At 37.2% G+C, this 13,508-nt stretch carries 12 protein-coding genes; 3 read left to right on the top strand and 9 right to left on the bottom strand.

The genetic code is table 11. The features are described 5' to 3' along the window. Window positions 1-3: 3 nt before the first annotated feature. Window positions 4-1,692 carry a gamma-glutamyltransferase gene (gene ggt / locus ELS83_RS18940; protein ID WP_171597113.1) on the top strand — a complete coding sequence of 563 codons (1,689 nt, stop codon included), beginning with the start codon at window positions 4-6 and terminating at the stop codon, window positions 1,690-1,692. 215 nt (window positions 1,693-1,907) lie between these two features. Beyond that, entirely contained in the window at window positions 1,908-3,197 is a 1,290-nt protein-coding gene (locus ELS83_RS18935; RefSeq protein ID WP_171597112.1) for an arginine deiminase, read from the top strand. A gap of 79 nt (window positions 3,198-3,276) precedes the next feature. On the opposite strand, the gene ELS83_RS18930 is transcribed toward ELS83_RS18935, so the two are convergent. From ELS83_RS18930 to ELS83_RS18920, 3 genes are all read right to left on the bottom strand, one after another. Next, window positions 3,277-3,774: a hypothetical protein gene (locus ELS83_RS18930; RefSeq protein WP_171597111.1), complete on the bottom strand. Its 498-nt coding sequence runs from the start codon at window positions 3,772-3,774 to the stop codon at window positions 3,277-3,279. A 412-nt stretch (window positions 3,775-4,186) separates the two neighbouring features. Further along, window positions 4,187-5,026 carry a hypothetical protein gene (locus ELS83_RS18925; protein WP_171597110.1) on the bottom strand — a complete coding sequence of 280 codons (840 nt, stop codon included), beginning with the start codon at window positions 5,024-5,026 and terminating at the stop codon, window positions 4,187-4,189. Window positions 5,027-5,037: 11 nt separating this feature from the next. Further along, entirely contained in the window at window positions 5,038-5,460 is a 423-nt protein-coding gene (locus tag ELS83_RS18920; protein WP_171597109.1) for a hypothetical protein, read from the bottom strand. A gap of 328 nt (window positions 5,461-5,788) precedes the next feature. On the opposite strand from ELS83_RS18920, the gene ELS83_RS18915 reads away from it, so the two are divergent. Further along, complete coding sequence (locus tag ELS83_RS18915; protein WP_171597108.1) at window positions 5,789-6,325, top strand: RNA methyltransferase; 537 nt, start codon at window positions 5,789-5,791, stop codon at window positions 6,323-6,325. Between the two features lies 1 nt (window position 6,326). On the opposite strand, the gene ELS83_RS18910 is transcribed toward ELS83_RS18915, so the two are convergent. The 6 genes from ELS83_RS18910 to rpsO form a co-directional block, all read right to left on the bottom strand. Beyond that, window positions 6,327-7,118, bottom strand: coding sequence for a hypothetical protein (locus ELS83_RS18910; RefSeq protein WP_171597107.1), 792 nt, complete (start codon window positions 7,116-7,118; stop codon window positions 6,327-6,329). 130 nt (window positions 7,119-7,248) lie between these two features. Then, window positions 7,249-8,973 (bottom strand): tetratricopeptide repeat protein, encoded by a 1,725-nt coding sequence (locus ELS83_RS18905; protein ID WP_171597106.1) that lies wholly within the window; start codon window positions 8,971-8,973, stop codon window positions 7,249-7,251. Window positions 8,974-9,088: 115 nt separating this feature from the next. Beyond that, on the bottom strand, window positions 9,089-9,724 hold the full coding sequence (locus ELS83_RS18900) for a deoxynucleoside kinase (protein ID WP_171597105.1): 636 nt from the start codon (window positions 9,722-9,724) through the stop codon (window positions 9,089-9,091). A 164-nt stretch (window positions 9,725-9,888) separates the two neighbouring features. Next, a complete protein-coding gene (locus ELS83_RS18895; protein WP_171597104.1) occupies window positions 9,889-10,377 on the bottom strand; it encodes a hypothetical protein in 489 nt (162 codons plus the stop codon). Window positions 10,378-10,472: 95 nt separating this feature from the next. Next, on the bottom strand, window positions 10,473-12,617 hold the full coding sequence (gene pnp / locus ELS83_RS18890; protein ID WP_171597103.1) for a polyribonucleotide nucleotidyltransferase: 2,145 nt from the start codon (window positions 12,615-12,617) through the stop codon (window positions 10,473-10,475). Window positions 12,618-12,716: 99 nt separating this feature from the next. Continuing rightward, window positions 12,717-12,986, bottom strand: a complete 270-nt coding sequence (gene rpsO / locus ELS83_RS18885; protein ID WP_110363274.1) for a 30S ribosomal protein S15 — start codon at window positions 12,984-12,986, stop codon at window positions 12,717-12,719. Window positions 12,987-13,508: the final 522 nt, after the last annotated feature.

The raw sequence follows: 13,508 nt of genomic DNA, 5'->3' as shown, positions 1-13,508 counted from the left end.
ATCATGCAAAAATTTATTCCCCTATTTCTTTTACTGATTTCTTCAGTAATCGTTTCGGCCCAGGATAGAATAACAGGCCATAATTTTGCAACCCGTTCGGAAGTGATTGCCCAAAACGGAATGGCTTGCACCAGTCAGCCACTGGCTACACAGGTAGCACTCGACATTCTAAAATCTGGAGGAAATGCCGTTGATGCAGCCATTGCAGCCAATGCTACACTAGGATTAATGGAGCCAACCGGTTGTGGAATTGGTGGTGATATTTTCGTAATTCTTTGGGATGCGAAATCAAAAAAATTATATGGATTAAATGGCAGTGGCCGTTCTCCAAAATCGCTTAGCCTGGAATACCTGCAAAAAAATACCAATGGTAAGATTCCGGCCTATGGTGCCTTACCAGTTTCTGTTCCAGGCTGTGTTGATGGCTGGTTTAGCATTCACGAAAAGTTTGGAAAGATGGATATGGAAAACATTCTACAACCAGCAATTACTTATGCAAGGGAAGGTTTTCCGGTAAGCGAACTAATTGCCTACTATATGAATGGCTCAGCAAAGAGATTAAAAAAATATCCAGGCTTTGCCGAAACCTATATGCCAAACGGGAAAATGCCTCAAAAGGGTGAAATTTTTAAGAATCCATATCTTGCTAACACCTATGAAAAACTGGCCAAAGGTGGTCGCGATGCTTTTTACAAAGGCGATATAGCCAAAAGCATTGCCAAGTACATCAAAGAACAAGGCGGTTTTCTTTCTTACGAAGATATGGCTTCTCACAACTCAGAATGGGTTGACCCAATATCAGTAAATTACAGGGGATACACAGTGTGGGAATTGCCCCCAAACGGACAAGGAACTGCTGCCCTTCAAATTCTGAACATTCTAAAATACTACGATATTGCCCAGATGGGATTTGGCTCAACAGAATACCTGCACACTTTTATCGAAGCTAAAAAACTGGCTTTCGAAGATCGCGCAAAGTTTTATACCGATCCCGATTTCTCGGATATTCCAATCCGTGAATTGATTTCGAACGAATATGCACAGGAGCGCAAAGCATTAATCGATCCGAACAGGGCGGCAAGAGAATATCCGGCAGGAGAATTGGAACAAGGAAATACCATTTACCTTACAGTTGCCGATAAGGAAGGAAACATGGTATCGCTTATTCAGAGTAATTACAGGGGAATGGGTTCAGGCATGACTCCTCCTGGTTTGGGATTTGTATTGCAAGACCGAGGCGAATTGTTCAGTTTGGAAGAAGGCCATGCCAATGTTTATGCCCCGGGTAAGCGTCCATTCCATACCATTATTCCGGCATTTGTTAGTAAAGACGACAAGCCATTTATCAGCTTTGGTTTAATGGGTGGCGCCATGCAACCACAAGGGCATGCTCAAATTGTAGTAAACCTGGTCGATTTTGGCATGAATCTGCAGGAAGCAGGCGATGCACCAAGAATTCGTCACGAAGGTTCGTCTCAGCCAACCGGTTCGAAAATGAAAGATGGCGGTTGGGTAAACCTCGAATCGGGCATCTCTTACCAGAGCATTCGCGAGCTAATGCAAAAAGGACACCGGGTTAAATTTAGCGCTGGTGGATTTGGTGGTTACCAGGCCATTTTGTTCGACGAAGAAAATGGTGTGTACTATGGTGCTTCTGAGTCGAGAAAAGATGGTCAGGCAGCTGGTTACTAAAGCAGGATTATGCGATTTAATTTAACATAGTTGACATTTTAAATTAAATACAGGAAAAGCTCGTATTTATAAAGATTAATAGGTCTTTGTGAAGATTTTAAAAAACATGAAATTTACTTAAGACTATTTTTTGGGATGCACTTAATTTTTACTTCTTTTGCAAATCACAAAATAATACAACAAACAAGTTTTAATAACGACATAACAGATCGGGCATGACTAAGTATGTAGAATTAAATGTTAGATCGGAGATTGGTGAATTAGAGGGAGTAATCCTTCATACTCCGGGTGCAGAAGTCGAAAACATGACTCCTGAAAATGCCGAAAGAGCACTTTACAGCGATATCCTGAACCTTGCGGTTGCCAGAGAAGAATATAAGCAGTTAAGCGGTGTGTTGGGAGAAATTGCACAAACCTACCAGGTAAAAGATCTATTGGCAAATGTTCTTAAAAACGATACAGCCAAAGAGTCCATTATCGATAAGATTTGTTTAATGGAGCCACAGGTTGGTATAAAAGGCAATACCTATTGTGTTAAAGATTATTTGTTGGATCAGGATGCAAATGAGCTGGCAACACTTTTAATTGAAGGTGTACCCTTAAAGCGCGACAACCTTACTAAGTTTTTAAGTAAGGAGCGTTTTGCAATGCGTCCATTGCACAACTTCTTTTTTACTCGCGATGCTTCCATGTCGGTTTTGAACGAAGTATTAATTGGTAAAATGGCCAATGGTGTTCGCGATCGCGAATCATTAATCATGCAATCCATTTTCGATTACACGCCAGGATTTAATACCAAAACGGTAAATCCTATCGATAATCCTTTGATGGATCCTAACTGTATGATTGAAGGTGGTGATGTTTTAATTGCTCGCGATGATATTCTTGTAATTGGTAACGGAACAAGAACTACCTCGCAAGGTATCGACTTTATTCTTGCACAGCTATTGTCGCAAAAAGAAGAAAAGCAACGCCATATTTTGGTACAGGAGTTGCCAAGTCAGCCAGAATCTTTCATTCACCTCGATATGGTATTTACCCTATTGGATGTTGATACATGTATGGTTTATGAACCATTAATTATGCGTCCGAACAAGTACCAGACCGTTCACATTACCATCCAAAACGGAAAAGTATTGGATATCAGAAGAGAAAACAACCTTCTGGAAGCACTGAAAAAATTAGGTATGGATTTGAAGCCTGTTTTCTGTGGTGGTAACGGTGATCCTTGGAACCAGGAGAGAGAGCAGTGGCACAGTGGTGCAAACTTCTTTGCTGTTGGACCGGGTAAAGTGGTTGGATACGGAAGAAATATCCACACCATGGAAGCCATGAACAAGAATGGATTTGAAATTCTTCGTGCGAAAGATATCATTCGCCACAAAGTGGAACTTTCTGATTACGAAAAATACGTAATTACCATTGAAGGTTCGGAGCTGCCTCGTGGTGGTGGTGGTGCACGATGCATGACCATGCCGGTTCGTCGTAAGCCAGTAAATTGGTAAGCAATTACGCAAAATAAACACAAAAAAGGAATCCGTTTTGGATTCCTTTTTTTGTTGGTGGTTGTGCTGTTATACCAACTTATTTAGTAATTACAATGGGCAATCTAGTTTTGCCAACTTCCCATTTTAATTCCCCATTGTACCATAGTTTTGTATTAAAGAATTGATTTGATTTTATGAATCTCCATTCTGTTTTTATTGTATCAACTACATTCTCTGAAAGTTGAAGCAATACAGTATCCTGTCCAACCGTTTCTTGATTATATTCTTTTGTAACTCCTCCTCCTGTGCTAGCTGAAATTACGTAAGTACCATTTTCTTTTTTAGAAATAAAATCACGAGGTTCTATTTGATTGTCGTACAAAAGCTTTTTTTCTCCATCATTAAAACAAAACACTTTAATTTCATCATGCTTAAAATGATTTAATGAATTAGGATTTAACAAATCCTTTCCTTCGGTATCCCGTATGCTAAGCTCAAATATATAATCAATATGTGAATCTAAAATAGCTACTTCATCTTTACTTTTCGTGCAAGCAACCATTGTTAATGCTATGAGTAAAATAATATTCTTCATACCTACCATATTTTAAGGTTTTATACCAATAACACATTTATTATTATACTGATAATTCCAACCGTTTGAAATAGCAAAATCATCACTTTAATGAGTGATTTATTACCACCTAACCAAAGCAGATTCCATTCTGGAGACACTCAATCATAAATCGTACTCTACTGGTATTATTTTATTTTTATAAAGTTTAGTTGAACTATTAATCTGATTTTAGTTTCTCTTTAATTATATCAATTAAATCTTTATGACCTTTTTTGCGTGCTTTTCTCCAAAATGCAAGCTCCATTATGATTCCCACGAAAATAAAAGAGGATAAAAATATGATAAGACTCCTAATTCCCATATTAAAATACATTAAGAGTATTATAGATATTAATAGCAATGCTGATAATATTACTTTCATATTCATAAACTAAAGTAAACGTGACAAATACTTTCCTATTCTCCCTGCAATACCAGTAGATCCAGCAATAGCTCCTCCTAAAGCTCCCCATCCTGCGGATTCCCAACTCCCTCCTGTTATACCTCCATAGATACCTCCATAGATAGCTCCACCAATATCGGCTGCAACCCATGGAGCTACTTTTGTGTTTCCATAAGCATCCGGATTTTCTTCCCACCATTCCAAGGAAGAAATAGATATTGCTAAAACAGTAGCTAACATATGTCCTTCTTGAGATATAGCATCATAACCAACATTATTAAATTCTGTTATTAGTTTTTCTACATTAAGCTTTAAGTCATAATCTGATAACTCTCTATTGTAATTTAATTTTAAATTATAATATAAATCAGATAAAATTCTATAAGAATCACTATTTATTTGGTTATCAGACTTAAGTCTTTCGATTAAATCTAATAAGTTCTCACTTTCAGGATCTCCGGACTTTAATCCAACATTCCCAAAACTTACTTTTTTTACGTTGGATTCAACTACTAGTTCCTTATGCTTATTTAACTCTCCAATAAGAGTAGTTTTATCTGTAGATGAGATTTCTAAAGTTGAAACAAATTTTTTATTAAAGTTATTTATAAAATCAATTTTTTCATCAACATCTTCTCCATTATCTATTGCCTCAAAATTATTTTTAACATTAGTAAGAAACTGATTGTGTATGTCTCCAATCTTTGAGTAATTAGAAACCTTAAGTGTTTCTTCATTTGTATTGGTTGTGTCCTCATTTTTTGAACAAGAATAAATAAATCCAACTCCGAGGCCTAGGAGTAATAATAATACGAACTGTTTCTTCATAATTAAAATTTTTAAAAGTTAATCCCCACTCCAATCTTAGGTAATAATTTAAACTCATCGGCGAATTCAGTTTTAAACTCAAGCCCTATCATTAATTTGAGATTTTCGCTAAATACATTTTTCTTCGTAATGTATACAGGCAATCTCATATACTTATCAGCGCTTTTAGAGTATGAAAATCCAAGTCCACACGATAAATCAATTCCTAACGATTCGTTCATCTCACAATCATTTCTCAAAAAAATGGAGTAAGTCGCGTCTTTTAATTGTTCATTTCTTGCTTCCATTCTTAATTCAGGATAAACAGTTTTATCTTGAAAGAATGCCAATCCAAACTCATTAGAGTGGTAATAGCTAGCCGTTATTTTCTTCTCCTGGGCAAAACTGTATAAAGATGTAATCACACACAGCAGTAACAATAATTTCTTTTTCATTTTTAAAGCTTTTAACAATTTGTAATTCCTGTTATTTCTCTAAATCATTCAATCATTTCAACTTGCACCTCCTTTCGTTTTTTTATAACACCCTGTAAACTAGATAAGGAAAGCTCAAATCACAAGCGATATCGACCAACAATAGCTGAGCATCGACCAACGCGTACTGCATATCGATTTAGTAATTTTGTTAAGAATTAAAGTCTTATAAGGAGAAGCGCATGGCATAAAATGGATGGCCGTTTTGAATTAGCCCGATGACAGGAAATTGAATTCGGATTCTTTTTATATTTTTGTTCCGCATTAAAGCCATACAGAATACTATCAAATGAGAAAATTGAAAAACAGCGAATTAGATCGCAAAAGTCTAGAAGAATTTAAAGCATCGGAAAAAACACCAATTGTTATTGTATTGGATAATGTAAGAAGCCTGAACAATATTGGTTCGGTATTTCGTACTTCGGATGCACTATTAATCGAAGCTGTTTATTTGTGTGGCATAACGGCTACTCCACCACACCGCGAATTGCACAAAACGGCATTGGGCGCGGAAGATTCGGTGCATTGGGAATATTTTAAGAATACCGAAGATGCTCTTGTACAATTAAAGGAGAATGGCTTTGAAATCTATTCGGTAGAGCAGGCAGAAAACAGTGTTTCGCTTGAAAATTTCGAGACCGATGCTTCGAAAAAGTATGCCTTGGTTTTTGGGAACGAAGTAAAAGGGGTTCAGCAGAAAGTGGTAGACGCATCGGATGGTTGCATCGAGATTCCACAGTTTGGCACCAAGCACTCTTTCAACATTTCGGTTAGCTGCGGAATTGTACTTTGGGATTTGTTCTCGAAAATGAACTATCGAAAGTAGTTTAGAGGTTAAACTCCAAGGTAATCAGCGATCCAGGAAATGCCTTCTCGTACTCTTTCGAGAAGGTTCGTTGTTTTACCTGTTTCCATACTGCCGATCCCGACATGATTTGAATTTTACCCTGGTTTTGCATCACAAACTGCCTGATGGTATAAATTCCAATTCCTTTGTGATTTCGTTTTGCACTGGTAGTTCCATTTTGAACCGACCACTCCATGGCCGCAATGGGATGGTTTACACTCGAGACATCGGTAAAAGTTTTCCCTTTATTCACAATGCTTACAAATAGCTTTTTGTTGTATACCGAAAAGTAATGTGCAATAAAAACTTCGCGGCACTTGCTGTGAGCAAATGCATTTCGAAAGACTTCGGCTACACAAAGCTGTATGGCCATTTTTAGGTGCTGATTAAGGCTGATATCAGGTCTTTCCGGGAAGATCTTCTTTTCCAGGTATTCCGATAAGGCTTCCTCGCTTGAACTGGTGAAATTCTGGCATTTGATTAAATGCTTCCACAAATCTTTACGAGCAGCACCATTTACAAGCTTTTTGGTGTTGAATAGGTTGGCAATAGACTCTTGTATGCCTACCAATCGAAGTTTGTTTTTCTTTTTCTCGAGCACAGATATCAAGCAGCCCAATGCCGAAAACAAGTTCGATTCAAAGACTTTTGTTTCCTCGAAATTAAGCACGATTTCTTCGCCATAGCACTTCTTTGTACGATGATACAGTTCGGTAAAAAATACGACGCCTTGAAAGTTATTTGTTAGTTTCTGAGGAATTAATATCTCCATCTTATTCGCTTGTTTAATCCTTATTTATAGGATCGTCTAAGATAAAAAAATCACACAAATATCGTAAGTTCTTAAATAAAAAAAAGCGACCCATTACTGGATCGCTTTTAATATATCTTGTAATTCTTAATTACTCAACGATAGCTTTGAATTTAGCATCTTCGAATACTTTCGCAAATTCCATATCAGACTTCGCTACTGATTTTAAAGAAGCATCTTTTGCTACAGCAGTTTCAAGGTTAGTGAACACTAAGTTGTTATTAGCAGTTCTTGCACCTACAACAGCTTTTAGGTAGTATACCATTGCAGCATCGCTAGTGTTAGCGTTTAATTTTTCAAGAGCAACATTGTTTTTACCAGCTAAGATGTTAGCCAAAGCAGCGTTTACTGATGGACAGTCACCGAAGTGCTTCACAGCAGTATCGTAATCAGCTTTCATGATAGCAACAATACCTTGGTTGTAGTTTACTTCTTTACCAGCACCAGTTGCAGCACCGAAAAGAACTTCTGCTTCAGCAACGTTTCCGTTTACTAACTCAACAGCACCTAAGTTGTTTTTCACAACTGGGTTGTTAGCTGAAAGCTGATCAGCTTTTTCGAAGTTAGATTTGGCATCAGCAACTTTACCCATACCGAATAAGATCATACCAGCGTCGTTATAACCTCTCCAGTCTTTAGAGAATTGCTTCTTAGCAGCTTCGTAAATTTTCAATTTATCATCAGCAGACTCAACTAAAGTAGCAGAATATAATAATTCTTCAACGTTTAGTTCAGCTGGGTTATTCATTCCAAGATCTTTCAATTCAGCGTCAGACTTACCAATTAGGTCAACGTTAACAGTGAATTTAGCTCTTCTTAATTTAGGAAGTACTTCTTTCTTTACATCGTCGAAAGCAGCAGAAATGTTTCTGATTTCTTTTTCACGTACTTCAGGATCTGAGTACATAGAAAGAACGCGAAGAATCAATTCTTTATCCTGGATGTTTGAAGCTTTCATTAACTTTTGGAAACCTTCCCAGTCTTCTGGAGTAACTTTAGACTTGAAGAATTCTTCAGCAGCATATTCTTCCATCTTAGCTCTCTTCATTTCTTTCTTGATATACTTAGAAGAAGAAACTTCACGCTTACCAGCTAATTTCTCATTCCAATCTTGCTTTCCATCAGGAGATGCATAAGCAGATACTTCAACTCCTTTGTATTCTTTCTTTTCGTCAGCTTTAACTGCGTCTAAGTAAGCTTTAAGAGCTTTCACATCTTCAGCTTTCATTTCCGACCAACGAACTTGTGAGCTGTTGATTAGGTAGTGAAGATCAGCATCTTGAGTTTCAGGAATAATTCTTTGGAAAGCATCTTTACCAATAATGTTCATTGGCTTGTTCTGCACCATAGTAGCTGTAGCAACTACACCATCAGCAATTTTATATGGATCGAAATCAACTGATTGCTCACCTTTGCTAGCAGTCATTCTAACTTCAAGGTCAGAAATTCTCATCGCTTGTTCGTAAGGAACTTTACCGGTGTAGGTAATTGTTTTACCAGTTTCAAAAGGAACTACAGTATTGTTTCCTTGAACTTTCTCGCCTTGTAAAGTTTTAGATGGGAATGCTTTTTCGCCACCTTCGAACTTAAGTACAGGAGTTGCAACAACAGTGGCTTTCTTGTTAAAGTATCCACCTGGAATGTTTACAACAACTTTTACATCAACCATATCAGCGTGTGCTTCCAACACTTCAGGAGTCACCTGATACTTGATATCGCTTGCTTCTTTCTTCATCTTATTAAGACCAGCACAGCTTGTAAGTACTAATCCTGCTAAAGCCAAAGAAGCTAAGGAAATAACCTTTGATCTTTTCATAACAACTACTTAATTATTTTAACTTTTAAAATTATATTCTAGTTCAAAAACAAATTTAAGAAAATTTTATGCAAATTAAATTTATTCGGTCTTTTTATTTGATTTTTCAGGGCTTTCAGAGAATTATTCGATTTAAGCCTGCTTTACATTCTGTGTGAAATATCGCTTCGGTAATCTTCTCATAATCACTTTCTTGGTTAACAAAGTCGATATTGTTGGTATCAATTACCAAAAACTTAAGGTCGCGCTGCTGCTTAAAAAACTCGAAATAACTGTCCTGAATCTTCAGTAAATATTCGGCTGTAATCTCCTGTTCGTAATCGCGCCCGCGTTTCTTAATATTCGATAGCAATTTGTCTACATTGGAATGCAGGTAAACGTACAGATCAGGCTTGGGCAGTGAATTGTAGATGATATGAAAAAACTGGCGGTACAATGTGTACTCATCGTCCTGAAGGGTTTGCTTCGAGAAGATCAGCGATTTCATAAAGTAATAATCGGATATGGTAAAGGATTTAAACAGGTCACGTTCGCTTAATTCCTTCTTTAACTGGTTGTACCGATCAGCCAAAAACGACATCTCCAATGGGAAAGAATATTTCTCAGGATCTTTATAAAATTTAGGCAAAAAGGGATTTTCGGCAAACTGCTCTAAAATCAGTTTCGCATTACGATCTTCTGATATTTTATGTGAAAGAGTAGTTTTTCCGGCGCCTATATTACCTTCAATTACGATAAAATTATAATCCATTAAAAACGTGTTTGTAATTTGGAGACATAAAAATAAAAAATGACGCGCAAATATCAGGCTTTTTTAAAGAAAGAAAGAGCCAATTTTGATAAAAAATATCAACATTGACTCTTTGCTTTTATATCCTGTTATTTTTGAGCTACTTATGTAAAAATATCAAGTCGCTACAATTGCTTTCCATTTCTTTTGCATTCCCGGTCTTTTCTATTGCCCAGAATATTACCTACAATCATTCCTACTCCGGCACAAAGAAAAAATACGGTAGAGTTAAAGCTGTAAAACAATCCGTAGGTTAAAAGTAATCCGAAGACCATTCCTAGCAATCCATAAATGGCCGAATAGGTGTAGGTGAAATGATGAATTTGATACACCCCATGCTCTTTTTTCAGATGCTTCAATAGTTTTTCTACTCGTTTCTCGTATTCACTTCTGTTTACTCCGGATTTATTGATCAGGCGATCCAATTCATCTACAATTTTCTCCAATTCTGCCTTTGCATATTTGCAATCCAAACAAGAGCCTTGTCGATCCAACAATTTGGCAATTCGTTTCAGCTTTTCAATCTGATAAAATCGAAAATCCTTCACTGATATGTATTCCTGAGCCTGCTGGTCTACCTTTTTAGAGATTGCTTCTACCCAATTCTTTTCCATTCTTTCATTTATTTTACACTGCTAAAATAGGCAAAGCAAAATCAAAAAAAAATCCCGGGAAATGTTTCCCGGGATTAAGATTCAAAATATATCAATTATTTTTTCTCTTCTTTTTTCTTTCTTTCAGGTTTTGGCAACAATACCTTTCTCGAAAGTTTCAGTTTACCAGATTTCGCATCGATATCGATCAACTTCACTTCTACTTCCTCACCTTCTTTCAATACTTCATCAACAGTTTGAAGTCTTCTGTGTTCGATTTCAGAAATGTGAAGCAATCCATCCTTACCTGGAAGAATTTCGATAAATGCACCGAAAGTTACGATTGATTTTACTTTTCCTTTGTAGATTTCTCCTACTTCAGGTACAGCAACAATTCCTTTTACTCTTGCTACAGCAGCATCAATCGATTCTTTGTTATCAGCTGAAATATCAACAATACCTTTACCGTCAACTTCCTCAATTACGATTACAGCACCAGTAACTTCCTGAATTTCCTGGATAATTTTTCCACCAGGACCGATAACTGCACCAATCATATCTTTTGGAATCTCCATTGATACGATACGCGGAGCATGTGGTTTCAAGTCTTCTCTTGGCTCTTCGATTGTTTCACCAATCTTATCCAGGATATGTAAACGACCTTGACGTGCTTGTTCTAAAGCTTGCGCTAACACTTCGTATGGAAGTCCATCAACCTTAATATCCATTTGAGTTGCAGTAATACCATCTCTGGTTCCTGTTACTTTAAAGTCCATATCACCCAAGTGATCTTCATCTCCTAAGATATCAGAAAGAACAGCATACTTTTCAGCACCAGGAGTTGAAATCAATCCCATTGCGATACCAGTAACTGGCTTCTTAATTTGGATACCTGCATCCATTAATGCCAATGTTCCGGCACAAACAGTTGCCATAGATGATGAACCATTAGATTCCAGGATATCCGAAACAACACGGATTGCATATGGAGAATCTGCAGGAATCATACCTTTAAGAGCACGGAATGCAAGGTTACCGTGACCAACTTCACGACGGCTGATACCACGTGTTGGACGAGCATCACCAGTTGAGAATGGAGGGAAGTTGTAATGTAGAACAAACTTCTCTTTTCCTTGATACAATACATCATCAACAATCTTCTCATCAAGTTTAGTTCCTAATGTTACAGAAGTTAATGATTGAGTTTCACCACGAGTAAACACAGCAGAACCATGAGCTCCTGGTAAGTAATCAATTTCAGACCAGATTGGACGAATCTCAGCAGTCTCACGACCATCTAAACGTAATCTGTCTTCCAATACCATATTTCGAACCGCTTCTTTTTCCACATCGTGGTAGTAACGGCCAATAAGTGTCATATTAATTTCTTCTTCCTCTTTTCCTTCAGAGTATTCAGCTACAAACTCTTCCTTAACAGCTGCGAAATCTTCAGCACGCTGGTGTTTGTTAGCATTCTTACGACGAGCAACCTCTAATACCTTGTCGTAAGTTTTGTCGATGATTAACTGACGCAATTCTTCGTCGTTATTTTCATGACAATATTCTCTCTTTTCAGTTTTACCAACTTCCTCAGTTAATTCAATCTGAGCCTGGCACTGAACTTTAATAGCTTCGTGTGCAACTTTGATAGCCTCTAGCATTTCTGCTTCAGAAACTTCGTCCATTTCACCTTCCACCATCATAATATTTTCCATAGTAGCAGCAACGATCATATCAAGATCCGCAGCTTCTAATTCTGTACGAGTTGGGTTAATTTTATATTCCCCATCAACTCTAGCCACACGTACTTCTGAAATTGGCTCCAGGAATGGAATGTCAGAAACAGCAAGGGCAGCTGAGGCAGCTAAACCAGCCAAAGCATCAGGCATGGTATCTGCATCCGCAGAAATCAGACTGATAGATACAAAAGTATCAGCATGATAATCTTCCGGGAATAGTGGACGTAGAGCACGATCCACAAGACGAGAAACTAAAATCTCATAATCAGAAGGTCTACCTTCTCTTTTCATGAAACCACCAGGGAATCTTCCTAATGCACTAAATTTTTCTTTGTAATCAACAGACAAAGGCATAAAGTCAACATCAGGTTTTGCGTCCTTAGCGGATACTACTGTTGCCAACAACATGGTCTTACCCATTTTTACTACTACAGATCCATCAGCTTGTTTTGCTAATTTACCTGTTTCAATTGTGATGGACCTTCCATCACCTAATTCAATTATTTTTTCGATCACTTTCATCTTTTGTAGTTTATTTCAAACTTCTTTTTGGATAAGCAACAAGGTGTCGCCAATATATAAAAAGCAATCCCGATTACTCGGGATTGCTTTAATATGATATTATTTACGAATATTTAAAGCTTTGATAATAGCTCTGTATCTTTCAATATCTTTTGCTTTTAAGTAATCAAGAAGATTTCTTCTTTTACCTACTAGCAATTGCAGTGCACGTTGGGTACTGTAATCTTTTCTGTTGTTTTTCAAGTGCTCAGTTAAGTGAGCGATACGGTAAGAAAACAAGGCGATCTGAGATTCTGCAGTCCCAGTGTCTTTGTTAGACTTCCCGTACTTTTCGAAAAGCTCTTGCTTTTTCTCTGCTGATAAATACATAATTCTTTTATTTAAAATTAATTTGTTATTAAAGATTGCTATTCACAATCAATTTGCAAAATTAAGCAATATTTTCTACAAAGCAATTTATAAGAGGAAAAACATCAGACGAATCGAAGGAATTTTACTGAAAGTTAATAGGATAAGTATCCTTTATCATATTAATTGAGTAAATCGGTCCTTCGACTCCGCTCAGGAACCTTTGGACAATACAATTATTTCAAGATAGCAGTCGACTCCGCTCAGGAACCTTTGGACAATACAATTATTTCAAGATAGCAGTCGACTCCGCTCAGGAACCTTTGGACAATACAATTATTTCGAGACCATATTTGACTCCGCTCAGTAACCTTGGATAGTACAATTATTGTGGTTAGCTGGTGGCTGAGAGCTGACAGCTGAAAGTTTGTTGACTTTTGGGCAAAAAAAAAGAGTCTCACTCCATAAGGAATAAGACTCTTTAAAGGTTGGCGTCGACCTACTCTCCCACATCTCTGCAGTACCATCGGCGCTAACGGGCTT

It is taken from the genome of Marinifilum caeruleilacunae (assembly GCF_013141825.1).
Lineage (GTDB): Bacteria > Bacteroidota > Bacteroidia > Bacteroidales > Marinifilaceae > Marinifilum > Marinifilum caeruleilacunae.
Note: the sequence above shows the minus strand (reverse complement) of the source record. Positions and strands in the feature narration are given on the sequence as shown.

Excerpts from the sequence above, each read along its gene's own strand:
- ggt (WP_171597113.1), top strand. The coding sequence starts at position 4 with ATGCAAAAATTTATTCCCCTATTTCTTTTACTGATTTCTTCAGTAATC.
- ELS83_RS18935 (WP_171597112.1), top strand. The coding sequence starts at position 1,908 with ATGACTAAGTATGTAGAATTAAATGTTAGATCGGAGATTGGTGAATTA.
- ELS83_RS18930 (WP_171597111.1), bottom strand. The coding sequence starts at position 3,774 with ATGAAGAATATTATTTTACTCATAGCATTAACAATGGTTGCTTGCACG.
- ELS83_RS18925 (WP_171597110.1), bottom strand. The coding sequence starts at position 5,026 with ATGAAGAAACAGTTCGTATTATTATTACTCCTAGGCCTCGGAGTTGGA.
- ELS83_RS18920 (WP_171597109.1), bottom strand. The coding sequence starts at position 5,460 with ATGAAAAAGAAATTATTGTTACTGCTGTGTGTGATTACATCTTTATAC.
- ELS83_RS18915 (WP_171597108.1), top strand. The coding sequence starts at position 5,789 with ATGAGAAAATTGAAAAACAGCGAATTAGATCGCAAAAGTCTAGAAGAA.
- ELS83_RS18910 (WP_171597107.1), bottom strand. The coding sequence starts at position 7,118 with ATGGAGATATTAATTCCTCAGAAACTAACAAATAACTTTCAAGGCGTC.
- ELS83_RS18905 (WP_171597106.1), bottom strand. The coding sequence starts at position 8,973 with ATGAAAAGATCAAAGGTTATTTCCTTAGCTTCTTTGGCTTTAGCAGGA.
- ELS83_RS18900 (WP_171597105.1), bottom strand. The coding sequence starts at position 9,724 with ATGGATTATAATTTTATCGTAATTGAAGGTAATATAGGCGCCGGAAAA.
- ELS83_RS18895 (WP_171597104.1), bottom strand. The coding sequence starts at position 10,377 with ATGGAAAAGAATTGGGTAGAAGCAATCTCTAAAAAGGTAGACCAGCAG.
- pnp (WP_171597103.1), bottom strand. The coding sequence starts at position 12,617 with ATGAAAGTGATCGAAAAAATAATTGAATTAGGTGATGGAAGGTCCATC.
- rpsO (WP_110363274.1), bottom strand. The coding sequence starts at position 12,986 with ATGTATTTATCAGCAGAGAAAAAGCAAGAGCTTTTCGAAAAGTACGGG.